This is a genomic window from Segatella maculosa DSM 19339 = JCM 15638 (assembly GCF_000382385.1).
Taxonomy (GTDB): Bacteria; Bacteroidota; Bacteroidia; order Bacteroidales; family Bacteroidaceae; genus Prevotella; species Prevotella maculosa.
Genome location: NZ_KB908338.1, coordinates 1 through 25871 on the forward strand (window position 1 = coordinate 1; position 25871 = coordinate 25871).

General features: G+C 43.8%; 21 protein-coding genes and 2 pseudogenes. 13 read left to right on the forward strand and 10 right to left on the reverse strand.

The window, feature by feature from the left end:
* Positions 1 to 229 (reverse strand): annotated as a pseudogene (locus tag H164_RS0112055) (IS5 family transposase); the annotation flags it as partial.
* A 60-nt stretch (positions 230 to 289) separates the two neighbouring features.
* Positions 290 to 427 carry a hypothetical protein gene (locus H164_RS15610; RefSeq protein ID WP_019968855.1) on the reverse strand — a complete coding sequence of 46 codons (138 nt, stop codon included), beginning with the start codon at positions 425 to 427 and terminating at the stop codon, positions 290 to 292.
* A gap of 82 nt (positions 428 to 509) precedes the next feature.
* Between H164_RS15610 and H164_RS15970 the strand changes: the two genes are divergently transcribed.
* Positions 510 to 830, forward strand: coding sequence for a hypothetical protein (locus H164_RS15970; protein WP_019968856.1), 321 nt, complete (start codon positions 510 to 512; stop codon positions 828 to 830).
* Between the two features lie 141 nt (positions 831 to 971).
* Here H164_RS15970 and H164_RS0112070 read toward each other — a convergent pair whose 3' ends face one another.
* The 6 genes from H164_RS0112070 to H164_RS0112095 form a co-directional block, all read right to left on the reverse strand.
* Positions 972 to 2081, reverse strand: coding sequence for a nucleotidyltransferase domain-containing protein (locus tag H164_RS0112070; RefSeq protein ID WP_026356359.1), 1110 nt, complete (start codon positions 2079 to 2081; stop codon positions 972 to 974).
* A gap of 22 nt (positions 2082 to 2103) precedes the next feature.
* Positions 2104 to 4050: a polysaccharide biosynthesis protein gene (locus H164_RS0112075; protein ID WP_025830249.1), complete on the reverse strand. Its 1947-nt coding sequence runs from the start codon at positions 4048 to 4050 to the stop codon at positions 2104 to 2106.
* 21 nt (positions 4051 to 4071) lie between these two features.
* Positions 4072 to 5316 carry a DegT/DnrJ/EryC1/StrS family aminotransferase gene (locus tag H164_RS0112080; RefSeq protein WP_019968859.1) on the reverse strand — a complete coding sequence of 415 codons (1245 nt, stop codon included), beginning with the start codon at positions 5314 to 5316 and terminating at the stop codon, positions 4072 to 4074.
* Positions 5317 to 5364: 48 nt separating this feature from the next.
* On the reverse strand, positions 5365 to 5550 hold the full coding sequence (locus H164_RS15800) for a hypothetical protein (protein WP_155808062.1): 186 nt from the start codon (positions 5548 to 5550) through the stop codon (positions 5365 to 5367).
* A gap of 368 nt (positions 5551 to 5918) precedes the next feature.
* Entirely contained in the window at positions 5919 to 6641 is a 723-nt protein-coding gene (locus tag H164_RS0112090; protein WP_025830250.1) for a phosphoribosylanthranilate isomerase, read from the reverse strand.
* A 33-nt stretch (positions 6642 to 6674) separates the two neighbouring features.
* Complete coding sequence (locus tag H164_RS0112095; protein WP_081622296.1) at positions 6675 to 7292, reverse strand: Type 1 glutamine amidotransferase-like domain-containing protein; 618 nt, start codon at positions 7290 to 7292, stop codon at positions 6675 to 6677.
* Positions 7293 to 7551: 259 nt separating this feature from the next.
* Here H164_RS0112095 and H164_RS16090 point away from each other — a divergent pair, with 259 nt between their 5' ends.
* Both H164_RS16090 and rpe read left to right on the forward strand, forming a co-directional pair.
* The gene (locus tag H164_RS16090; protein ID WP_262502945.1) at positions 7552 to 7677 is read left to right on the forward strand and encodes a hypothetical protein; all 126 of its coding nucleotides are present in this window, start codon (positions 7552 to 7554) and stop codon (positions 7675 to 7677) included.
* 18 nt (positions 7678 to 7695) lie between these two features.
* Complete coding sequence (gene rpe, locus H164_RS0112100; RefSeq protein WP_019968863.1) at positions 7696 to 8346, forward strand: ribulose-phosphate 3-epimerase; 651 nt, start codon at positions 7696 to 7698, stop codon at positions 8344 to 8346.
* Here rpe and H164_RS0112105 read toward each other — a convergent pair.
* Complete coding sequence (locus tag H164_RS0112105; protein WP_008566357.1) at positions 8343 to 8939, reverse strand: sigma-70 family RNA polymerase sigma factor; 597 nt, start codon at positions 8937 to 8939, stop codon at positions 8343 to 8345. The two genes, rpe and H164_RS0112105, sit on opposite strands and share 4 nt — an antisense overlap.
* A 611-nt stretch (positions 8940 to 9550) precedes the next feature.
* Here H164_RS0112105 and H164_RS0112110 point away from each other — a divergent pair.
* The 4 genes and pseudogenes from H164_RS0112110 to H164_RS15975 all read left to right on the forward strand — a co-directional run.
* Positions 9551 to 12781: a SusC/RagA family TonB-linked outer membrane protein gene (locus H164_RS0112110; protein ID WP_025830251.1), complete on the forward strand. Its 3231-nt coding sequence runs from the start codon at positions 9551 to 9553 to the stop codon at positions 12779 to 12781.
* A gap of 13 nt (positions 12782 to 12794) precedes the next feature.
* A complete protein-coding gene (locus H164_RS0112115; protein ID WP_026356360.1) occupies positions 12795 to 14630 on the forward strand; it encodes a RagB/SusD family nutrient uptake outer membrane protein in 1836 nt (611 codons plus the stop codon).
* 87 nt (positions 14631 to 14717) lie between these two features.
* Entirely contained in the window at positions 14718 to 16268 is a 1551-nt protein-coding gene (locus H164_RS0112120) for a DUF4957 domain-containing protein (RefSeq protein ID WP_019968867.1), read from the forward strand.
* 737 nt (positions 16269 to 17005) lie between these two features.
* Positions 17006 to 17161, forward strand: a pseudogene (locus tag H164_RS15975) (IS30 family transposase); the annotation flags it as partial.
* 658 nt (positions 17162 to 17819) lie between these two features.
* Here the strand turns inward: H164_RS15975 and H164_RS0112135 are convergent.
* Positions 17820 to 18995, reverse strand: coding sequence for an alkaline phosphatase family protein (locus H164_RS0112135; RefSeq protein WP_019968870.1), 1176 nt, complete (start codon positions 18993 to 18995; stop codon positions 17820 to 17822).
* A 140-nt stretch (positions 18996 to 19135) separates the two neighbouring features.
* On the opposite strand from H164_RS0112135, the gene H164_RS0112140 reads away from it, so the two are divergent.
* The 6 genes from H164_RS0112140 to hisS all read left to right on the forward strand — a co-directional run bounded on the left by H164_RS0112140 (position 19136) and on the right by hisS (position 25843).
* Positions 19136 to 19633 (forward strand): helix-turn-helix domain-containing protein, encoded by a 498-nt coding sequence (locus tag H164_RS0112140; RefSeq protein WP_019968871.1) that lies wholly within the window; start codon positions 19136 to 19138, stop codon positions 19631 to 19633.
* Between the two features lie 76 nt (positions 19634 to 19709).
* The gene (locus H164_RS0112145; RefSeq protein WP_025830252.1) at positions 19710 to 21644 is read left to right on the forward strand and encodes a dipeptidyl-peptidase 3 family protein; all 1935 of its coding nucleotides are present in this window, start codon (positions 19710 to 19712) and stop codon (positions 21642 to 21644) included.
* A 367-nt stretch (positions 21645 to 22011) separates the two neighbouring features.
* Entirely contained in the window at positions 22012 to 22620 is a 609-nt protein-coding gene (locus H164_RS0112150) for a DNA alkylation repair protein (protein WP_019968873.1), read from the forward strand.
* A gap of 69 nt (positions 22621 to 22689) precedes the next feature.
* Positions 22690 to 23178 (forward strand): Fur family transcriptional regulator, encoded by a 489-nt coding sequence (locus tag H164_RS0112155; RefSeq protein ID WP_008566369.1) that lies wholly within the window; start codon positions 22690 to 22692, stop codon positions 23176 to 23178.
* A gap of 12 nt (positions 23179 to 23190) precedes the next feature.
* The gene (locus H164_RS0112160; protein WP_019968874.1) at positions 23191 to 24468 is read left to right on the forward strand and encodes an adenylosuccinate synthase; all 1278 of its coding nucleotides are present in this window, start codon (positions 23191 to 23193) and stop codon (positions 24466 to 24468) included.
* A gap of 10 nt (positions 24469 to 24478) precedes the next feature.
* On the forward strand, positions 24479 to 25843 hold the full coding sequence (gene hisS, locus H164_RS0112165; RefSeq protein WP_019968875.1) for a histidine--tRNA ligase: 1365 nt from the start codon (positions 24479 to 24481) through the stop codon (positions 25841 to 25843).
* Positions 25844 to 25871: the final 28 nt, after the last annotated feature.

Genomic DNA, 25871 nt, shown 5'->3' on the forward strand with positions numbered 1-25871 from the left:
CGTCACTCAGACCATACCAGGTACGGAGTAATTCAATCTTGAATAAAACAAGACTGTCATAGCTGGGCCGGCCTGTAGACTTATAGCCTTTCGTATAAGCCACTTCTATTATAGCACGAATAGGTGCCCAATCAATGACTGTGTTTATTTGTGAAAAGAATGTCTGCTTGACCTTTCTCTGTCCAAGGAACAGGTCAGCAAAACTTGGAGAGGATAACTTCTGTTTCATACGATAAAGGTACAAAAATATTTAAGAAAGGCAAATTATATGAGGAGTTTTGCAGAGGTCTCACACCGTGAATTGCTGGGCGCGATACAACTCGTCGCGGACAGTGTCAAGCTGCCGTATCTCTGTGATATTTTTTATTTTCGTTGTCATCTTCCATGGAAGACGAATGTTTTCTGTTTCTTTTTTAATGCCTTCCATGGAAGAAAAGAGTTATTTCTTGCTTTTATTGTCATCTTCCATGGAAGAAAAGAGGTGATTGTTAAAAAATCCTTTGTCTTCCATGGAAGACGACCATTCTTTTTACATTTTTTTGTTTCTCCCGTGGAAGAAAATATTTTCCGTTAAAAAATCCTTCGTCTTCCATGGAAGACGAGCGTCTTTTTTACATTTTTTTATTTCTTCCATGGAAGACAGGCGTTTTTTCTCGGTTCAACCCCTTTCCGCCGTGGCGGAAGCCCCGCGCCCTTTTGGTTTCCTTATTTCGGTGGAGCGCAGGAGCAGTGATTATTTCTTCTTCTTCTTCTCCGTCATCGGGCCGCTTGTAACTGAGGGTGAGGGAATGATCCTTGCCGTCTTTTCCTATCACGAGTCCATTTTCTAACTTGATGTTGATAGTTTTGCTGAGGTCTCAAAGCTTGAATTAACATCGACGACCTTCGAAAATGTCACATAAAAACAGATATTACATGCTCAATATGAGCAAACGTCCCGACAAATGACGGGGAAGCATCGACGATAAATGTCAGCGTTTTAGGGCCAAGGTTATTTTCTTTGGAATGCCGCAAAACAGCACGGCAAGGTTTTCTTTGCGCGACAAAGCAAAGAATCTAAGATAATGTTTCAGTTTCAAACTTATTGTCTCTACATAGTAAGCAAGGCCCGATCGAACCCTGTTCTTACGACCATACATGCCGAAGTTCCCACGTTTAAAAACCACTTTCATGATGCTCGCCGTATAAGAACGCGCCCTCCTGGTGAGTTTGAAAGGATATTCGGCGGCAGGCAGGCCTAAAACGTCGACACAAATCGCCCCGAATGCATTGAAACCATTAAAATAATCCAGTTTTTTGAGCCAATCGACCAAGCGTGCTTTCTCTTCGGGGTGGGCAAACGCTTCGCAATATCGGTGCAACAGCACGGCCATGTCGCAAATCTGCCGCAGTCCGATGCCGAGTTCCATGAAATGATGATAGAGATGAAGAAAAGTGAAAATCAGATTCTCGACGGGAGGCAACGTCGGTACAGCGGTATGCCCAACCGTAATCGTGTAGGGCGCGCTCTTTCTTATCATTTCGTCAAAATGATGTTGCACCGATGAAGATGCAAATTTAAGCAGGCGGAAATGTAATTCAAAGGGAATACCTTTGTATTCGAATGCCACATGTTGCTCATTATCGCCCTCCTCGCCCTCATGAAAAGTGACGTTCCATGCCTGTCGGATTACTGTTCGGGCCCTGTCGAAATGCTCACTGTCGCAATAAAAATCGATATCACCCGGTTGTCTCGAAAGCGGTTGAGGGTAGAATTGGGCCAGTAATTGACCTTTCACAACGAGGAATTTAATGGAGTTAGCCTGCAACAGCACGCAAAGTTCCTCCAAAGCGCGATTTACCTTGAGATTACTGTTCCGGATTTCCTGCTGCGAGACAAAGGTCTGTATTGCGTCTGGTTTGGGAAGACGAACCTGATAATCTTCGTCCGTCAATGCTTGCGCCAATAGTCCAACGACAGTTTGCCGCTTAGCTTGCATCATCACCCCATGAAAATCCGTTGCAGACATCACCCCAGCCTCCGGGGGATTTCCCCAAAGGGAGGCACGAAGTATTTTCAAAAGGATTTGTTCGTTTGTCATGGCATCGGCCAAATAGTAATACTTATTCCCGATGACCGTCGGCAGCGGGAACATCTAATGAAGAGAATACGGAGTTCTTCGATATGAATTCGGGAACAATCTCCTTCATCTGCCTAACAATCTCCATTTCATCATAGGTTTTGCTCTCTTCAATCAACGCGTCTATAGCCTGACTGACTTTGGCAAAATCATATTCTTTGACCTTTGCAATCCTTATCTTTTCATGGAAACTGGGTAAAGTGTTCTCCGTGTTGCTCAGCACTTCTTCGTAAAGTTTCTCACCCGGGCGCAAACCGGTATAAACAATCTTCACATCCTTCGCACCACTCAGCTGTATCATGCGATGCGCCAAATCCGCAATCTTTACGGGCTCTCCCATGTCGAACACAAATATTTCACCGCCTTTCCCATGCGTTCCAGCCTCAAGAACCAATTTACACGCCTCAGGAATCAGCATGAAGAAGCGGATTATCTTCGGATCGGTCACCGTAACGGGTCCACCAGCCTTTATTTGTTTCTCAAATAACGGTATCACAGAACCCGTCGAACCCAATACGTTGCCGAAGCGAGTCGTGACAAACTGCGTAGGAACCTCTCCCTTACTGCCGTTTGCCTCATATTCCTTCACAAGCTTTGCATTCAAAGCCTGCGTATAGATTTCACAAATGCGCTTGGAACATCCCATCACATTCGTCGGATTGACGGCTTTGTCCGTGCTAATCATCACAAACTTCTTTACACCGTACTTCACACTCAAGTCTGCAACGACCTTTGTGCCGTAAATGTTGTTCTGAATGCTTTCACTCGGATTCTCTTCCATCATCGGAACATGTTTATAAGCTGCCGCATGAAAAACATAATCAGGTTGGAATTCACTGAAAAGTCGTTCCATTCGTGCCTGATTGGAAATACTCATCAAAACGACATTGCATCTCACGTTTGGGAACTTATTTTGCATTAACAGCTTCATATCATGTTGTGGGGTCTCCGCTTGGTCGATGAGCATCATTGCCTCGGGGGCAAACGTCGCTATCTGTCGTACCATCTCACTGCCAATGCTGCCTGCAGAACCTGTAATCAGAATTTTCTTGCCTTTGAGCATGGCTCCCACAGACTCCAAATCTACGTTGATTTCATTACGCGGCAACAGGTCGTTGATGCTGACAGACTTCAGATCGTTGACGTTCATTCCTTTTTTCCACTCCTTAGTTTCGGGCAACATCATGATTTTCACCCCGGAATCAATCAGCAAATCCTGTAAAAAGGAATCCTTTCTGAAGCGTTGGTTCTGCAACGGAGAGACCAATACCGTCGAAATACCTTCCTTTACAATCACATCACGCAAACTCTCATCGCCTCTATAGACACGTTCTCCCATAAGCAAATGAGACTTATAGGCCTTATCATGGCTTATGAAACCTTTCAACAAGAAGCGTGAAGGCTTCTCGCTACGAATATTCTTGGCCAAAGCCACACCTCCGTCTCTGATACCATATATTAAGGTCTTTGCCGCACCCTCATTGGCAAACGAAGCATCATAAACCGACTTGATGACTATTCGTGCTGCCCACATGACTAATGTAGCCAGCAGATACATACCAACAAGTTGACGCCCCCTGAACGGTACGAACACGCCAAAGCTATAGACAGCATAGTGCAACACCTCGGCTATGAGCAGCGAGAATGCCATGGCATAGCCCACACGGCGCAAATCTATGAAACTAGAATAGCGAATAATACCTGAATAAGTGTGGAAAATTTTGAAACCGATAAGATTGAAACAGATATAGAACAATATTGTCTTGCTCAATATCAAGATGTTACCGGTTGTGACGGCACTACGATAGAAAAGCCAATAGACGAGGATTCCTGACAGATAACAAATCAGGATGTCCATAAATAATATGGCCCAATAAGGCAACGACTTCTTATTAAAATACCAATTACCCAACTTTTGAAAAAACGTCATACGAATTCTTTGTTTAGCTTATTAATAAACAGCTTCCTTTATCGTGCAGATTACTTTGGCAACATCGTCGTCTGTGACCATTGGTCCGCTTGGCAGACAAAGCCCACAATGGAACAATTCCTCGCTCACACCATTGACATAGGCCGATGCATCGTGATAGACGGGTTGCTTATGCATTGGTTTCCACAATGGTCTACTCTCTATGCCTGCCTTATCCAAATAGATGCGCATGGCTTCCACATTATTGTTCGGTTCGCAATCCGTATGAACGGTCGAAGCCTGATGCACTACGCCCGCAGCACCACCTACGGCACCCTTCACAACTGCCTTATATGCATCTTCCTGCCCTTTCACTTTCAAATCAGATGCAAGCGTTATCGTGTTTAACCAGAAGTTACTTTCCGTGCGAGAATCGGGATTATCATGAAACTCGATGCCGTCAAAATCCTTAAAAGCTTCGCGATAAAGCTGGGCAATGTGTCGGTGATGGCTGATGTGAGCGTCAAGCACTGTCATCTGTCCGCGGCCAATTCCTGCACAAATATTACTCATGCGGTAGTTATAACCTACTTCTGTGTGCTGGTAATACGGATAGGATTCGCGTGCTTGCGTTGCAAAATACATCACGCGATTGTAGCTTTCTCCGTCAGGACATATCAATGCACCGCCGCCAGAAGTCGTAATCATCTTATTACCATTGAAACTCAGCACACCATAACGGCCAAATGTACCGACAACCCTACCGTCATAGCGCGAACCAAAGCCCTCGGCAGCATCTTCAATGACAGGGATGTCATAACGATTGGCTATGGCCATGATCTCATCTATCCTTGCCGGCATGCCATAAAGGTAGACGGGAATGATTGCTTTGGGCTTATGTCCGGTCTTTGCAATCCTGTCCTTGATGGCTTCTTCCAGCAATTCAGGAGACATATTCCACGTGTCGCGTTCTGAATCAACAAACACGGGCTTTGCTCCCAAATAAGTGACTGGATGAGAAGAGGCACAAAACGTAAACGACTGCACGATTACCTCGTCACCGGCCTTGACACCGCAAGCCACCAAAGCTAAATGTACGGCAGCTGTTCCTGAAGACAAGGCGACAACATGCTTTTGCTGACCCACAAACGCTTCCAAATCTTTCTCAAAACCCGTTACATTTGGTCCAAGAGGAACAACCCAATTCGTATCAAAAGCCTCTTGAACATACTTCATTTCCGCCCCACTCATGTGGGCCAAGCACAATAAAATCCGTTTTTCTGCCATGTTTTTTTATATCTTTATCAAAACAAATACACCATAATCTGTAAGTCATCACACTGCGAATTTAGGACACCTCGGTTTGAAGACCGACAAAGATGAAACTTCAAAAGGAGGAACCGGCAAAGGCGAAACACCCCTCACGCCATCAAAAATCAAGCGCAACGCCACTAACCAAAGTCGCATTAATTCTGCACCAACCATTTCCGCAATAGAATCATATTGGGAAATCGCAGCCATTTTTTCAAATATCCTAAACACCATGAGAACAAAAACTCACATATAATTATACAAAGGTAGACTATTTTAATGAGAAATACAAATTTATGAATATTTTTCTTAAAACAAAATATAACAAGCTGAAAATCAAACGCATGTGTCCAGCAATGTAATCTCAGCCATTTTACAAGCTCATCTCTGCCATTTCGTGCGGTAATATGGCCCATTTTGCATGCCAATATGGCTGATATTAGGTCGCAATCTGGCTGATATCACCGAACGTTCTCTATTGATAAGCGAAACAGCCTTGAGAACCTATCCATTTAAAAACGGAAGACGGGCTAAAAGAATGGCCCAGACATATCGGCGACTAATGACCAACCACCTCCTTATCTGCCGGCATTGACCTGAGAAACGAACGTCTTGAGCAGGACGATATCTTTCACTGCCGGAGCCACTTCGAACCGTTTATTGACGTTAATACCGACACATTTCAAATGATTGAACATGCGCAGGCCGTCCACATCATCGGGACCGATATCTCCGCTCAACAAGAAAGGGGTCTCGCCATGATAAGCCTGCAAAAGAGCCCCGTCAAATTGAGTCTCTTTATCTTTAGTTTTCTCGCGTCGCATATCAAACAACAATAAGTCAGCATGCCCTTCATAGGCCTTACATTGCCCAAAATCACTGACAGAAGAGACCTTAATGCACTTGATTATCTTAATTCCCGCACGGATATCGGGGTCAACCGTCCGCCGAAGATTGTCTATCATCAGCGGACTCTCCTCTCCTTGCAACTGCACATAATCAAGTTCGTAGTTATAGATGCGCGTGATGATGTTCTGCGGCATGTCATCTGCAAAGACTCCCACGCGCTTTATACGACGGAACTCTGGTTGCCCGGCGGTCTTTCCGGCCTGCTTTCGATAACGGTCTATACTATAGTCTGGAATGATTCCGGCCAAACTAGATATCATTTGCACATAGCGTGGAGAGTCAGGACGGAAGTCAAAGCCCATCATATCAATGTCCAAGGCTTCCAGCTGGCGTATGTTTTCAGCGTCACGCATACCGCATACTTCAATCAGAAAAGGCTTTTTCGCTTTCATGTTTTGTCGTATTTCAGTTGACTTCTATCGTTTTCATTCCTTGGTACGCACGAAAATACTGTCACCCAAGACCGTGATTGCCTGCATATTACTGATAGGCAGCAATGACAAACTGCTGTTCTTTTTCATTATTAACTGCGTCTCTTCCTCAAAGGGGAAACTATTAAAATGCACGACGGGATAGAAATCAACGATGCCAAGACCTGTGAAATCGACGAAATTCGACGTGTTTGAGAGATGATCGTCCATATCTTTAGCATATTCGATATTGGGAGAGAAAATCATTGCGCCTGCAGATTCCCCGATGCAAGGCTTGCCTTTCTTTACTTGTTCAGCTATAAGTTTATCGGTTCCCGTCCTCCTTAGCTCTTGCATCAGGAAGAAAGTGTTTCCTCCGGAGATATAGATGCAATCGCAATCTTGCAAGACTTGAGCCACTTTTTCCATACCACAACGCGTTATCTCTAAGTCTTCCACCACCATTCCAAGGGCTTTGAGTGCCTCTCTCCCATCTTCCACATACTGACGGTATTCCTCATGAATGCTTGCAGTAGGAATAAAAGCAACCGTCTTCCCCTTTAACGAAACCATGAAATCAGGTAAAAGAGAAGCAACATCCGAAAATGAGGAGCACAAAAAAAGTTTCTTCATTACTGTATCTTGTTTTAGAAAATCGACTTGCGCCAGCTTATTCCCCATGGCACAAACTGTATGAATGAGTGAAAAAGCGAATGCCATAAACAGATAAATCCGTAGTTTACACTTCATGTCGACCCTATATTGAAAGGACAAAGATAGAACTTTTTTTATAAACCGAGGCAAACCACGTCGCAAAATAGACAGAAAACATATACAATATAAAGAAACATGCAACGTTTATAAGGTAAAAACAACCATAAACAGAATGCCTATGAAGTATTTTACACCTAAAGAAGTACGCCCATCTGAAAAGACTTTGAAGATGATTCGGCAAATAGCTTACACCTATCGGGCTATAAAAATAAATGGAAAAAACGAGGCGTTCTGTCTGAATTAATCTCTAAAACAGCTATAGATGAAGACAATAATATCGCCATCGTTGTTGGCTGCCGACTTTCTGAACTTGAAAGACGAAATCGAAATGATCAATAACAGCGAGGCGGATTGGTTGCATTTAGACGTTATGGACGGTGTTTTCGTTCCTAACATCTCGTTTGGCTTCCCCATACTCGAAGCCGTCAGCAAGGTTTGTACAAAGCCTTTAGACGTGCATTTCATGATTGTTCACCCCGAACGCTACATTGAACAGACGGCTCGATTGGGCACCATGATGATGAATGTACATTATGAAGCCTGCACACACCTGCACCGAACGATCCAAGAAATCCATGCTGCGGGCATGAAAGCAGGCGTAACATTGAATCCCGCAACGCCCGTTTGTGTGCTCGAAGACATCATTCGTGATGTAGATATGGTGCTGTTGATGAGCGTGAACCCCGGATTTGGCGGGCAGAAATTCATTGAGAACACCATTCGGAAAGTAGAACGGTTACGCAATATGATCAGTGAAGCCGAGACACATACGCTCATTGAGGTAGACGGAGGCGTGCAGGCAGAGACCGCACCACGATTGGTGAAGGCCGGAGTGGACGTTTTGGTCAGCGGTAGCTATGTGTTCAAGAGCACCGACCCCTGCTCTACCATTCAAGCATTAAAGAAACTTTAAGTCAGCTGCAAGGTGATATGATGCTCTTTTGCCATTCTGCGAAGGTTCAGAATGGCATAACGCATACGTCCAAGGCTTGTATTGATGCTTACATTGGTCATATCGGCAATCTCTTTGAACGAAAGTTGCTGATAGAAACGCATATATACAACCTCACGTTGAGAAGCCGGCAACAAATTCATCATCTTTCTGACATCTCTGAGCACTTGGGTATTGACATACTTGCTTTCGATATCAAGTGATAGAAGGCTCTCTTCGCCGATGTTTGACAAATCATTATCAGAAGAAGTATCGATGATCTTTTGTACCTTCTGACTGCGATAAAGGTCCATAATGATATTATGGGCTATGCGCACAAGCCATGCACCAAACTTACCACTCGGTGAATATCTTCCTTGTTGCAGTCGCGTTATTACTTTAACGAAAGTCTCTTGAAAGACATCGTCAGCAACCTCGCGATTACGAACCACGAAAAGAATATAAGAAAACAACTTGGATTGATTACGCGATAACAGTTCGTCAAACGCCCGATTATTACCGTTGGCATAACTCATGGCCAACGCTTCATCAGTCATTACACTCAAATCTTCCATTCTTTATAAAATATTTAATTCGAAGTAAAACTGTTTCTATAGGCGTTCTTTATTATTATGTTTAATATTTTCTTTAATTATAGATAACATGAACAAGCATGATAAAAGTCGATTTTCAACTTGCTGCATGCAGTCTATCCTATGCAAAGATAAGAGTAAATTCTCTTACAGCCAAATTTTTTGGACAAAAAAGAGGTTGGAGCAGGAAGCTTCCAACCTCGAGAGTGATTTAGAAAAGCTCTAAATCATCAAAAAATATGTGACAAATATATACCTTATAAATGAAAAAAGCAAATTTCTTTAAGGAAAAATCATTTTTTTAACATTTCACACACAACATATCGACTCTATTCGGCTATCAGTCGTAATGAGAATTCCATACGGAAATGAGACTATTACACTATAGAAGAAAGTGTTTATAAAGCTATCGAGACATCTGTTATTCATAAAGAAACAATATAAATCCTGAAGGAAGAAAACTAACAAAAGAAAAAACGACAGAAGATTTTGTGTCATTTGCAATAAATATTTTCAATTAAAATTGCAGACTATCAAATATTTTATTACTTTTGCCCCTGTGAAACTATACTAATCTAACAAATCAGAAATTTATGTCTATTAATTTAAATCGATTTCGAATTGTGCTTATTGGCTTTCTCCTACTACTTGTAGGAGACCTTTCTGCACAGACAATCAAAGGAACCGTCAAAGATAGTTCCGGAGAACCTGTCATCGGAGCTACGGTGATGGAACAAGGAATGCAAGGTAACGGAGTTGTCACCGACCTTGATGGGAACTTTACGTTAAACCTTAAAGGAAACGGCAAAAAGATAACGGTATCATACATCGGTATGAAGACACAAACCATTGATGCCGCAGGTAAGAGCATGCTTCATGTAACTCTTGAAGATGCCGCCACCAGTTTGAACGACGTTATTGTCATTGGTTATGGTTCGGTAAAGCGTAAAGACATCACTGGTTCTGTTGCAACAGTCAGCAATGAGGCCCTTGCCGCCGTTCCCGTAGCATCGGCTTCCGAGGCACTGACAGGTAAGTTGGCCGGTGTGCAAGTCAGCACTTCCGAAGGTTCTCCCGATGCCACAGTGAGAATCCGCGTACGAGGTGGTGGTTCCATTACGCAGAGTAATGACCCGTTATTCATTGTAGACGGTTTTCCAGTTGATGACATCAGCAATATTCCGGCTACAGACATTGATGACATTACGGTTTTGAAAGATGCTTCTTCAACGGCTATCTATGGTAGCCGCGGTGCGAACGGTGTAATTCTTGTTACAACAAAAAGCGGTAAGGTAGGCAAAGTGAATGTAAGCTACAACACATATTATAGCTGGAAGAAAATCGCAAAGAAGATGAATGTGCTTTCTCCCGGTGACTATGCCAAGTGGCAATATGAGCTTGCACTGCTGAAAAACAATAACGATCCTAATAAAATAAGTTCCTACACTGACTATTTCGGCAACTATCAGGACCTGGACTTATATAATAATGTAAAAGGTAACGATTGGCAGGATATGACATACGGCCGTACAGGTCATACCTACAACCACAACTTGAGCGTTACAGGTGGAACGGATAATGTCAAGTATTCTTTCAGCTATGCACACATCTATGACAAAGCTATCATGGTTGGATCAAGTTTCAAACGTGATAACTTCAGCCTGAAACTAAACACCAAACCTTCAAAAATAACGACATTCGACCTGCAGGCCCGCTTTAGCGATACTGATGTGCGAGGTGGAGGGGCAAATGATTCCAAGGGGGTCTACAACACTGACAAGCGTTTGAAAGATGCCGTCATCTATCCGGTAATTCCTTTAAAAGGACTCGACGAAGCCAACACGTCATTTGATGATAGCGACATGAACATCTATGACCCGATTACCTCTGCTGCCGACAATGACAGAAAGAAGCAAAACAAGAACCTGAATATTGCTGGTGCGTTTGGTTGGGAAGTATACAAGAACCTCACATTGAAAACCGAATTCGGTTATGATTATTATACGATGTATGACCAACGCTTCTTTGGATTGACTTCTTATCAAGCCAGAAATTATGCAGATCAAGCTTTTGCCAACCATCCGTTGATTAGCCTCGACAATGACGTCCGTGAAACTTTTCGTAACACGAATACAATCAACTATGATTTCAAGAATATCATCAAAAACAAGAATCATAGTTTGAATATGTTGCTGGGGCATGAATATCTCATCACGAAAGAGCATGACAACCTCAATCAGGTTGTGGGCTTCCCAACTTCTTATGATGCAGATACTGCATGGAGACTGTCATCACAAGGAACTGCCTCGGGTACAAGTGATTTCTACAATCCCGATGACAAGTTGCTTTCTTTCTTCACTCGTGCGAACTACTCGTATAAAGATAAGTATCTTGCTAGTTTCACATTCCGTGCTGATGCATCGTCTAAATTCTCGAAAAATAACAGATGGGGCTATTTCCCTTCTGCAGCTTTGGCTTGGCGTGTCACAAGCGAGAAGTTTATGGAAGGTACAAAGAACTGGATAGATGATTTGAAATTACGTTTCAGTTTGGGTACTGCCGGTAACAATAATATTCTATCCGGACAGCTCATTCAAGAGTATATGCCCTATGATGCAACTTCATCTCAACGTACATGGGTAAATGGGTTCTCAAATCCATTGAGACCTTCCAGCTACATGGCTAACCCTAATTTGAAATGGGAAACTACAATTACACGTAACATCGGTGTAGACTGGACGCTTCTCCGCGGTAAACTGAATGGAAGTTTTGAATTCTATAAGAATACGACAAAAGACTTGCTAATAGCTTTTCCTGTTTCAGGTACAGGTTATGAGGCGCAGTACCGTAACTTGGGCAAGACACAGAACCAAGGTTTTGAAGCAACGTTTACATGGCATGTTATAGACAAAAAGAACTGGGGCATTGACCTAAGTGGAAATATCAACTTTAACAAGAGTAAAATCAAACAACTTGGAATCAACAACTTCTATCAAGAGACGCATTGGGCATCAAGTGAGATTGATCCCGAATACATTGTTGCTGTCGGAGGCCATGTTGGAGAAATCGTCGGCTACCAGAATGCTGGTCGATATGAGGTTTCTGACTTCACCGGCTATAATGCTGCAACAGATACATGGACACTGAAAGATGGGGTTGACGATGCGACGGCCGTAATAGGAAAGGTTCGTCCAGGATCTTTAAAGCTCAAAGATCAAGACGGCGATCATAAAATCACAGCCAACGATAAAACTAAAATCGGTGATGTAGCTCCCGACTGTTATGGTGGCTTCAATATTAATGCTCGTGCTTACGGATTTGATTTAGGCGCTCAGTTCAATTATTCAATCGGCAATCAAGAATACAATGCCAATAAGATTGAATACACCACAACCGGTAAATACATCTATCGTAACATGATTGATGCAATGGCAGACGGTAAGCGGTGGACCAACCTCGATCCCAAAACAGGTCTCTTGAGCAATGACCCTGTACGCCTTGCCCAACTCAACGAAAATACTACCATGTGGTCTCCTTATATGGGCAAGATGGTGTTGACGGACTGGGCTATCGAAGATGCTTCTTTCCTTCGTCTCAACACTTTAACCTTGGGCTATACGCTTCCAAAGGAATTGACACGCCGTGTTGGTATTAATAGTCTTCGACTTTATTGCACTGGATATAACCTCTTCACCTTAACTGGCTATTCGGGTTTCGATCCCGAGTCGGACACCGTCAAGAAGACTGCACTGACACCTGGTGTTGACTATTCGGCATATCCGAAGAGTCGTTCATTTGTTATTGGTTTGAATCTAAACTTCTAAATTGAATATTATTATGAAAAAATATATAAACGACACATTACTATCGGTTATAATTGCAGGAGTAACACTAAGCTCCTGTGATGTGGATGCGCCCACGAAGTCTTCGCTTGATGAATCCACAACCTTTTCGACCTACTCTTTGGCGGAAGCCGAACTCATGTCGGTCAACGTTTCCTTCGGAGAGACAAACTCCTACCGAGGGCGCTTCCTTCCCTATTACGGGCTGAACAGCGATGTCGAGGTGGGAAGCGGAACACAACCTTCCAAGGCCAACGCCAATAACGAGAAACAAGCACTCTGGAACTACGATACTTCGGCAAACAACCCGCAGATGAACACAGACAACAATGCCTATGGCAAGTTCTACGAAGGTATTGAACGGGCAAACCTCGCCATCGAAGGCTTAAGGAAATACGGAAACGTTAAGAACAACCCCGATATGGCTCAGCTTTTAGGAGAGGCACTAACGTTAAGGGCCGTCATCTACACTGACCTCACAAAGGCATGGGGAGATGTTCCGGCACGGTTCAAGCCCAACAACAACGACAATATTTATCTGCCGCGTACCAACCGTGATTCCATCTACAAGGTGCTCCTGTCAGATCTCAAAGAGGCCAGCAACTACTGCTACTGGCCCAATCAAAACGCCATCACGAAGACAACGGAACGCGTCAGCAAGAGCTTCGTTAAGGCCCTACGTGCGCGCATTGCCCTTTACGCCGGAGGCTACGGACTGCGGGGCGACGGTTATCGCCTTTCCAAAGACCCCGAGCTGACACCAGAGAAGATGTACAGGATCGTCAAAGAAGAATGTGAAGCCATCATCGACGCCAAGCGTAACGAACTCGGCTCGTTCAAGGAGAACTTCATCAAACTCTGTGAAGACAATGTGACTGCCGGCGGTGAAAGTCTTTGGGAGATACCGTTCTCGGACGGGCGCGGGCGTGTTCTCTATACCTTAGGTGTGAAGCATAACAGCAAAGACCAGTACACGGGACAGGCGCAAGGCGGTGTCAATGGCCCCACACCGACCCTCTACTATGACTACGATCCCGAAGACGCGCGCCGAGACATCACCTGTGTTCCATACGATTGGAGCAAAGACCTCGATAGCAAGGGAAACGCTTACGTACAGCTAAGGGCTGTCAACAAGTGGTGCTTCGGAAAGCTGCGCTACGAATGGATGAAACGAAAGGTCACCTCCACCAACGATGATGGCATCAATTGGCAGTACATGCGCCTTGCCGATGTTTTCCTAATGGCAGCAGAGGCCGAGAACGCCCTCGGTAACACTTCCAAAGCATGGACCTACATGGAACCTGTGCTCGCGCGGGTGCTCCCCGCAAGCAAGGTCGCTGCCCTCAAGACCAAATACACGGCAAGCCGTCAAGCTTTCTTCGATGGCATCGTCGAGCAAAGGGCATTGGAGTTTGCAGGCGAATCGCTGCGCAAGGCCGACTTGATCCGTTGGGGCATCATCGATAGCAAGATGAAGGAAGAAACGGAGAAACTTGCGGCCCTTGCCAACAGAACAGGACAATACGCAGGCCTGCCCGACAAGGTCTATATCAACGGAACGACGGATGCCACAAACATCAAAATCTATGGACTTGACAAGGGGGAGGACGACGACACCGTAATTAAACGACTGAAGGCCGAGGGTTGGACCTCGAAAAACTGGTTCGTTGACAGCAAGACGGGCCTCAACATACTCACCGATGACTATATCGGCGGACTCTATGCTGTGAAGCCCAGCACTCACTGTCTCTGGCCCATTTGGCAGACCTTCATCGACAAAAGCAACGGATTGTTGAACAACAACGGCAACTACGGACAATCATCTAACTAACGAATAAGAACAAACATGAAAACAAATCATATCGCCGCAACTTGCATGCTGGGCCTCGCTATAGGCCTTGTATCATGCGGGAACCCCATGGAAGAAATCCATGACATCACTTTCGAGAGAAACTTCTCGCCTATAGGACTCGAAGTAAAGAATATTGGGGAAAACGGTGCCACGCTGACTTGGACGGCAACCACCGGTGCCAAGGCCTACCAAGTCGAGGTCTACGCCGACGACAGTCTCGACTTCAAGGGAAAACCAGTCATCACGACAAAGGTAAATGACCCTGCGCTCGCCTTGAAAAGCCTTGTCTACGACACTAAATATTCAGCTCGCGTGATGGTACTCGATGCAACCGACGCCGCCCGAAACTCCAAGTGGACAGGCATTTACTTCCGCACCGCCGCACAACAGATTCTCACGGCTTTCTCTCTTGAGGACACGGGCGACAAAGACGTAATTGCCCACTGGCCCGCAACAGAAGAAGCCGATCAAATCATCGTCTTCAACAAGAACAGCGGAAAGAAAGCAACGGAATATACCCTCACTGCCGACGATAAAAGCAACGGGCGAGCACGCGTCACCGGTCTGCAACCCGAAACGGAATATACCCTCAAACTCTATAAGAACGGTAAAGAGCGAGGCTCGAAGACCTTCAAGACTATTGCCGACCTGTCGGGAGCCACTATTGTTCGCTCTACTGACAACTTCAGCGAGATGCTCGAGAAAGCAACGCAAGGACAAGTCTTCGCCCTCTATAACGGCACCTACAAAATCAGTGCAGGTGCAGGAAACGAAGGAGCGGGAGCTGCGGTCGTCAACAAGAGTATCACCATCAAGGGTATCTATCCAACAGCAAAGCCCAAGATACAGGGACGCTTCCAGCTGGAAGACGGAGCTGGACTGACGATGAAGAACGTCATCGTAGACGGTACAACTAACGCCACGAACGACCAGTTCTTTAACTATAAGACCGCCACAACTTATGCACCGCTCGACATTAACAACTGCGAGTTCTACGGTGCACAAACCGGCGGAACCGTCCTTAAAGGCTTCTGCTATATCAACGTCGCAGCTACCGTCGAAGCCGTCACCATCAGAAACTCCTCCATACATGACGTGGTGTGCGATGGGGGCGACCTCTTCGACTGCCGTAAGGGTTACATTAAAACGCTTACCATCGACAATAACATCATCTACAACTGTGCCACCGAACGTGACTTCATCCGCTATGACGATGCAGCAAAAAGCTTCTCTAACCCCGTGCCCCAAATTTCCTTAACAAACAACACCATCGACCACTGTATGAACGGAACCTCCGGAAAGCGCATTCTCTACGTGCGATTCAATGGAAAGAAAGGCGGACAGCAAATCAAAGTGGCAGGCAACATCTTCAGTAACACGCAAGCCGTTTATACTAATCAGGCTACGACCTCTACACCGCAATACACCAACAACTACTACTATAACTGCAACAACGCGAGCCTTTTCGCGCCCTCAGACCCCGCCAATAAGTTCTTTTGGAATGGCGACACATCGGGCAGGAACGGAAGCAACCCACAGTATAAGGACCCCACTAAGGGCGACTATACCGTTGGCAACGAAAGCGTGGCTGCCTTAAAAGTTGGAGCAATACGATGACAGAAAGGAAGCTCCCCCACCCTCTCTAAAGGAGGGGAGCCCCGAATTCCCCAAACACCCACTCCGTCCCTCAAATAACACTCGCCCTACCCCTCTCAAGGGGAGGGAAACTTGAGGTGAGTCTTTCCTTTGAGCCGGAGGAGGTCCTAATATCCTTCCTAAGGAAAAATAAAATTTACTGAGCCGACATTTAGTCCATACTCCAACGGTATTAGGCCCAAGACTACAAAAAAGGCCGATTGGCGAGAACCAATCGGCCTGAATTTAATTCTTGTTCGATGTCTATGCACAGGTGTAACCCCTACCATTTAACAAGGCCTCACCGTAGTCATTCATAGAATGCTTGTAGGCCCGAACTATCATCATTACGATTTTCTTAATTGTCATAGTTATCCTTTCCATTTTCTTTTTATTTTTTCTCAAATGTTTAATGCGTACTTGTTCGCTTGTTATCCTAATTACGTCTGCAAAGTTAACTCGGTTTTTTCGTTCGAGCAAGGATTTCGTGTGAGAAAATGGTTTGTTACTGCAATTTCTTGACAAAAGTCAATGCAGACACCTGTTGCAGAATGGCCGCCCGGCATGAGGCGAGACTCATCTAATTAGTCGGCCTTTAGAAAGGAGTTATTCCTAAACATTCAAGACAGAAGCCCTATTTTTAATGGGTGGTAGCAAGAGTTGACCTCCATGTTGGAAGCGGAGGTTCTTGCCCCGAACAGCCTCCATAAGATGAACAGCCCCTGTGCAGGCATAAGCCCTCGGCCCCGAGCATCAGAGACAGCATACACGAACGTCCAAAGGAGGCTGACGGCAGACGGTTTGGAGATTGGGAGATGGACTTGATTCTCGACAAGGACAGCCATACCATCCTCACGATGGTAGAGCGCAGCTCGGGATAAAAGAACCCACCCGATAGCGCTACGGCATCGAACGACAGTTTCTTTTTACATTTTTTATCATCGTCCACGGGCAGCCCCAGTGGGGCATTTAACTTTCCTTTTGGTTTGACGTTTGCTCCGGCCGGGCATTTAACTTTCCTTTTGGTTTGACGTTTGCTCCAGCCGGGCATTTAACTTTCCTTTCGGTTTAACGTTTGCCCCAGCGGGGCATCTAACACCTGTTATGTTTTGACGTTTGCAAGAAAAACTTTCCCTTTACATTTTTTATCTTCTTCCATGGAAGACGAACTTTCTCTTTACATTTTACTATCTTCCGAGCCGTCGGACGGGCGTTCTTTTTTCGTTTTCCGCTAATCCGATGCTTCAGAGACGAAGTTTTTCCTGTTTTTCTCCATGGGGCTTATATCGAACGCACATAGGGTAGAGCGCAGCACGAACTTCCTCATCATGAAAAAGCGCAAGTTATGCCGTCGACCAAGACCATGTGGAGGCTGCTCATACCCTGCATGCGAGAGCATCGCAAGACAACGGAAGCGAATTTGCCGAGCGATTGCACGCAGGTTGACACTGGATAGTTGTTTCACAGACACGCGCGGTTCATGACAGAAAGGAGCTGTTGAGTATTACACTTGCAGGTTGAGTCTTTAGGCGACTACTTAAGTATCGGACTTACTTCCATGTAATTTCCATCATTGGGAGCCGGAGTTATACCGATGAGATGGCATAGGAGAGTATAGACATTGACATTCCGGAAATGAGGATAGTCGATATGCTTGAAGCTCGGTCCTATCGCCCGAAATACGGCTTGCATGTCGCTATATGTAGGGTCATAGCCGTGCATTCCACCTCTATTCACGGTTCCATCGGTCACCAACCAGCCTTCTTGTGGGTCGACAATGACATCTCCGATGTTTTCATGTGTGCCATAATGAAGATAAGCGGGCACATCCTGCTTCTTCCACACACGCTGATGCTGGAGGTCTTTGAGCGCATTATAGACGGAATCGACGTAGCCTTTCTTGCAGTAAATCTGTGCCGGAAGGTTACCTTCGATGCGTTCATACCATTTGGGGTTGAGGTATTTTTTGCATTCAATTTTCCGTTCCGGACTTACCAATGTCATTCCATGGTCGGAAACGATGATGAGGTTCACGCTGTCTTTGCGCGGCCCCTGCTGTATGTTTTGCCATAGTTCGGAAAGTTGTGCGTCCATGTTTCGCAGTGCATTCTTCGTCTGCGGGTCTTGTGGACCGTAGTTGTGGCCTTGGTGGTCGGGCTCTTCAAAGTAAATCATGATGAGCTCGGGCGCGTTCGCTCCATTGATGGCTTGCGAGGCCAATGTGATGCGTTCGCTCACCGTCAGATGGTGCTTGTTGTAGTTGAACCAAACATCGGGATATTGATTCTTTATCTTGACATCGCTTCCCGGCCAATGATACGTGAATACTCGTTTGCCTTGTTTCTTGGCAGTAACCCATATGGGCTCCCCTCCATAGAATCTGCTATCAACCTTTGTCTTAGGATTGCCAAGAGAAAAGACGACTCCATCTTTTCTATTAATAAAAGAGTTTGCTATGATGCCATGATGATCGGGATAGAGGCCTGTTGCTAACGTATAATGATTAGGAAATGTTTTTGAGGGATAGGAGGGAATTAATCCTGATTTGACGCCTTTCTCTGCCATGTAGTTCAAAAAAGGTGTGTCATACCATTCCGGATAATCCCATCGACAACCATCAAGAGAGACAATTATAGTATAAAAGTCTTTATGGGCCGATGTTGATGTTGTAAAGATAAGAGCAATAATGGCAATAATGATTTTCTTCATATTTTAGTTATATCAAGTTATTTACTTCGACAAAGTTACCAATTTTTTTATAAAAAATAATGTCCAAAAACTTGATAAATTAATTTTTTATATCTATATTTGCGACATAAAGGAGGATAACTATTTAATTATTTCTATGTATGGCAAAGTATAATATTACCGAAAAGCGGGAAAAAGAAGCAGCTTACCAAACCTTGATAAGTCCGGGATTAATGGACGATTTGAAAGAGAAAATTCTTGATATTATTTTGATACAGAAAAAATATAAGGATAAGGATTATTCCGCAAAAAAACTTGCCGATGATTTGAGTACAAATACGCGTTATATTTCGGCTGTTGTAAATGTAAAGTTTCATATGAATTATACTTCATTTGTCAATAAATACCGTATAGAAGAAGCCATGACCCTGCTCGTGGACAAACGTTATAAGGATTTGAATATAGAAGATATTTCAGATATGGTGGGATTTTCTAATCGCCAGTCGTTTTATGCTTCTTTCTTTAGATTAAATGGTTGTACACCCCGTGACTACAAGCTTCGTCATTGTCAACAATATCCTTTGCAACTGGAGATGCCAAAAAGACGTGGAAGGAAACTTGGTGTAAAAAATAAATTATCGATACTTAGTGTTGAATGATTCTAATTTTTATATTTCGAAGTCCACAGCAAGGTGATTGTCCTCTTGTTGTGGGCTTTGATTTTGTATGAATAATATGAAGTATATAGACGAAAAGTTTGCAGACATTCAAATTCTTAGATATAAACTTGTTGGATTTGAAGAATTGTCCCTTCGACAAAAGATTTATATTTATTATTTGTCTGAAGCGGTCTTGTCGGGTAGAGATATCACATTTGATCAATTTGGTAAATATAATCTGAGAATACGCAAGGTGCTTGAATGTATCTATCTTAATTATGATGGCAACCGTGATAATCAAGATTTCAAAGCGTTGGTTATTTATTTAAAACGTGTTTGGTTTTCAAATGGTATCTATCATCATTATAATTGCGATAAGTTTACGCCTAAATTCAGCAAGAGTTTTTTTTGTGAGGCCTATGATGCCTTGCCGTATGAGCTGTTGGGATTAAGTTCTAATGATGCCAAGCAGGAATTACGGGCCGAACTCTTAAAGGTTATTTTTGATGAAGATTACTTACCAAAACGAGTAAATAAGGCCGAGGGAGTTGATTTGATAAGAACATCGGCGTGCAATTTCTATGAAGATATTTCCCAAAAAGAAGTCGAACAGTTTTATGGGAACCTTAAAGCAGATGGCGAAACGCGACCGGCATCTTATGGACTTAATTCTAAATTGATCAAAATCAACGGAGAAGTGACAGAATTGGTCTATAAGGCTGATGGTTTGTATGGGGAAAAAATCTGCCAAATCATTCATTGGCTGAGTAAAGCCAAGCAATATGCTGAAAATGAACAGCAGGAAAAGATAATTTCCATGCTCATCAAATATTATCAAACGGGCGACTTGGCCTTGTTCGATGAATATTCTGTTGCATGGCTCAAAGAGCATGAAGGGCAGATTGATTTCATCAATGGATTTATAGAAGTATATGGAGACCCTTTAGGGCTCAAAGGTTCATGGGAAGGCATTGTAGAATATAAAGACGTCATTGCTACAAAGCGTACACAATTGATTAGTGAAAATGCCCAATGGTTTGAAGATCATTCTCCGATAGACAACAGATTCAAGAAGAAGACGGTGAGAGGTGTAACTGCAAATGTCGTTTGTGCAGCTATGCTTGGGGGAGATGAGTATCCCTCGACGGCGATAGGTATTAATCTTCCGAATGCTGATTGGATCAGAGCCGAGTATGGATCAAAAAGCGTTACCATCGGCAATCTTATAGACGCATACAACAAAGTCTCCCATGGTAGTGAGTTTATGTCAGAATTCGTGATAGACAGTAAAACACGGCAACTCATTAATGCGTATGGAGCTATTTGCGATGTTCTCCATACGGATATGCATGAGTGTCTCGGACATGGAAGCGGGCAGTTATTAAAAGACACTGACCCGGACGCTTTGAAAGCTTATGGTAACACCATTGAAGAAGCACGCGCAGATTTATTCGGACTCTATTATTTAGCAGATGATAAAATGTTAGCATTAGGTTTACTACCCGATAGAGAAGCTTATAAGAGTCAATATTATACTTATATGCTGAATGGATTGCTGACACAATCGGTACGAATAGAATTGGGCAAAAATATAGAGGAGGCACACATGAGAAATAGAGCCTTGATTGCAAATTGGGCACTCGACATGGACACGGAACATCAAATTGTTTCATTGGAAATTCATGATGGTAAACATGATGTGATTGTGAAAGATTACGAGCGACTCAGAAATATTTTTGCCCGTCAACTGGCCGAAATCCAGCGTATAAAAAGCGAGGGAGATTATGAAAAGGCACGAATGCTCGTTGAGAAATATGCCGTTCATATCGACTTCCAACTGCATCAAGAAATTCATAAACGCTATGAGAAGTTGGGAATTGCACCCTATAAAGGATTTCTGAATCCATGGATGAAGCCGAAATATGATGCTGCCGGCAATATTATCGATATAAAATTGGATTATACCGAAAGTTATACGCATCAGATGATGCGTTATTCAGGCGAATATTAACCCTCCGGAACGGTCATCGCCCTTGCGCCCGCGGGCGAAAGCATCAAACGGAAAGAAAAGTGGGTTGCGCCCCGGGGCGAAAGCTTCAAACGTAAACATGTGTTAACTGCGCAGCGTGCGCAAGCCTCGCCTGTTAACGTGTCTTAACTGCGCAGAGTGCGCAAGTTCCACCCGTTAATCTATGTTAACCGCGCAGGGTGCGCAAGCTTCCCCTGTTAACAGGTCTTAATTGCGCAGGGTGCGCAAGTTCCGCCTGTAAACCTATGTTAATTGCGCAGCGTGCGCAAGCGTCAAACATAAAGAAATGTTAACTGCGCCGCCGGTGCAAACTTACCGGTGACCGATTTAGATAAAAAAAACAGAAGATATGGAATTGAAAGATAAACTGAAAGCAATCAAACAGAGTTTCAGACTTGAGATGAATGGCCCGGTTTCGCAGTCTATGCGCGCGAAAGGGGTAGATTATAAAATCAATTGGGGCATACCTTTGGTCAGTTTGAATGAGCAGGCTAAAGAATATGGAAAAGACTATGATTTGGCGATTGCTTTGTTTAAGGAGAACATACGTGAATGCAAGATTCTCGCGACGCTGATTATGCCTGCGGAAAGAATGGATGCGGAGTTGGCTGATGTGTGGTTAGAGCAGACCGAGACGCAAGAAATTGCCGAATTGCTGGCTATGAATCTATTTCAGTATGTCGATTACGCCTCTGTTTTAGCCTTTGAGTGTATCGCTTCAGATAAAATCCTATACCAGATTTGTGGTTATAGTCTATTAAGTCGCTTATTTGGAAAAGGCATGAAACCCAATGAACGAGGCATTAACGAATTTCTTGATCAGGCGGCCACGGCTTTGGTTTGTGACAACATGGGAGTCAAACATGCAGCAATGAATGCTGTTATGAACTTTATGGAACTGGGTCGTGAGTATGAGCTGATAGCGCGTAAGGCATTGCACAATGTCATAGATTTTTAAATTAAAATAATGTTATTATATTTTCCAATCTGACGTAAAGTTGTTATTTTTGTACATCAAATTATTTCAATGGTGAAAGAGGACATACAAAGGGCTTACGAGATTTTGAATAGATGTTTGGAAACGGATCGTCATCGCAAGACTCCCGAACGCTATGCTGTATTGGAGGCGATATACAGCGTGGACGGTCATTTCACCATAGAAACATTGAATGATATTCTTGATAAAAAATGTTTCCGCGTAAGTAGGGCGACACTCTATAACTGTGTAAAATTATTTTCGAAATTAGGATTGGTTGTCAAACATCAGTTGTTAGGTTCCGTTGTGTACGAAGCCTCTTCGCTTGAACATGGGCACATTCAACAGATATGCAGGATATGTGGGAAGACTACTTACTTAAACTGTACGGAAATAGTGGATACAATTGATAAGATGAAACCCAAACGTTTTTGCAAAGATGATTTTATGCTCTATCTATACGGGGTGTGCAATAGGTGTCAACCCAATTCAATGCGACAACATAAGGTTAAAAACAGTATAGGAATTAAAAAGCAATAATCTGTATAAAAGATGAACACAACAGGAAAAGTTGATGTCCTACTCGGATTACAGTGGGGCGATGAAGGAAAAGGAAAGATAGTTGACGTCTTAACACCTGACTATGACGTGGTGGCACGCTTTCAAGGAGGACCGAATGCAGGACATACCTTAGAGTTTGAAAAACAGAAATATGTGCTTCGTTCAATTCCTTCCGGTATATTCCAAGGTGGGAAAGTGAATATAATTGGTAACGGTGTTGTGCTTGCTCCCGATTTGTTCATGTTGGAAGCAAAGGACTTGGAAAAGAGTGGGCACCCTTTGAAAGAACGTCTGTACATCTCAAAGAAAGCCCATCTCATAATGCCCACTCATCGTATTTTGGATCGGGCGTATGAATCTGATAAAGGAAAGGATAAAGTAGGAACTACGGGTAAGGGCATCGGACCAACTTATACGGACAAGGTTAGCAGAAACGGATTGAGAGTAGGAGATATTCTTGATGGTTTTGAAGAAAAATATGCTACTCACAAAAAGCGACATCTGAAGATGTTGGCTGCGCTTGGGTGGACTGATTTTGATGGTCTTGAAGAAGTCGAAAAGACTTGGAAGGAGGGCATCGACTATATGAAGCAGTTCAACTTCATTGATTCCGAACATGAAATCAATAATCTTCTACGCTCAGGAAAGAATATTCTTTGCGAAGGAGCGCAGGGAACAATGCTTGATGTGGATTTCGGTTCCTATCCTTTCGTCACATCATCCAATACCGTTTGTGCCGGAGCATGTACCGGTTTGGGTATTGGCCCAAACAAAATAGGAGAAGTCTATGGCATAATGAAAGCTTATTGCACGCGTGTCGGTGCAGGTCCTTTCCCAACAGAACTTTTTGATGAGGTTGGAAAGACGATTAGACAGCGCGGACATGAATATGGAGCTGTAACCGGACGCGAACGTAGATGCGGTTGGATAGATTTGATTCAGTTGCGTTATTCAATAATGATCAACGGTGTAACTCAATTGATTCTGATGAAAAGTGACGTTCTTGATGACTTTGAAATCATCAAGGCGTGTGTAGGTTATAAATTGAAAGATGGAAGTCGCACAGAAGAGTTGCCTTATGAACTTGAAGAAGTGGAACCTGTTTACAAAGAGTTTGCCGGTTGGAAGACAGATATGACAAGGTTCACCCATAAATCACAATTCCCACAAGCCTTCAGAGATTATATCAGTTTCTTGGAAGAATTCCTTGAAACCCCTATCCGTATTGTATCGATAGGTCCTGATAGGGAACAAACAATCATTCTATAAATAATAGAGCATGGCACAAAAACCTTCCATTCCAAAAGGGACCCGTGATTTTGGGCCCGAAGAGATGGCAAAAAGAAATTATATTTTCAACACCATAAAAGACGTTTATGCTCTCTATGGGTTTCAACAGATTGAGACACCGGCAATGGAAACCTTACAGACTCTCATGGGAAAGTATGGTGAAGAAGGGGATAAATTACTTTTCAAAATACTGAACTCAGGGGATTATCTTAGTAAAGTGTCTGATGAAGAACTGCATGAACGCAACTCGCTTCACTTGGCCGCAAGCTTATGTGAGAAGGGACTTCGCTATGATTTGACGGTTCCGTTTGCACGTTACGTGGTAATGCATCGTGACGAGCTTCAACTTCCTTTCAAACGTTATCAGATTCAGTCCGTATGGCGTGCAGACCGTCCGCAAAAAGGGCGTTATCGCGAATTCTACCAGTGTGATGCTGATATTGTAGGGTCAGATTCACTGCTGAATGAGATAGAATTGATGCAAATTGTGGATGCGGTTTTCACACAATTCGGAATAAAAGTTCAAATAAAAATCAACAATCGAAAGATATTGGCTGGCATTGCCGAGATTATTGGCGAGCCCGACAAGATTGTCGATATCACGGTTGCTATCGACAAACTCGACAAGATTGGTCTTGATCATGTGAATGCAGAACTCAAGGCCAACGGTATCAGCGACGAGGCAATCGAAAAACTTCAGCCAATTATCTCCTTGGAAGGCTCGAATGGGGCTAAACTCAATGTGATTGCCGGAGTTCTTCAAGGTTCGGAAACAGGGTTGAAAGGCATTGAAGAGATAAAGTTTATTCTCGATACGTTGCAATCTACCGGACTAAATAATGAAATACAACTTGATTTGACATTGGCACGCGGCTTGAATTATTATACGGGGGCCATATTCGAAGTCAAGGCACTTGACACATCGATAGGAAGTATAACCGGAGGTGGACGATATGACAATCTTACGGGCATTTTCGGCATGCCGGGGTTAAGCGGTGTCGGCATTTCCTTCGGGGCCGATCGCATCTACGATGTGCTGAACACCCTAAACCTTTATCCTAAAGAGGCCACGAATGCCACCCAAGTTCTCTTCATTAACTTTGGCGAAAAGGAAACCACCTATTGTCTTCCTTTCGTTTCACAGCTTCGTAAAGCCGGCATTCGTACAGAGCTATTCCCCGACAAGGCCAAGATGAAAAAGCAAATGGGATATGCAAACGCAAAGCATATTCCTTTCGTGGTGCTTGCCGGAGAAAATGAGATGAACGAAGGAAAACTGACGCTTAAAGATATGCAGACAGGCGAACAGACCTTGGTTACGATAGAAGAGCTGACAACCACGGTTCTAAAGTAAACCAATTCAACTGAGTATCGGCATTCTC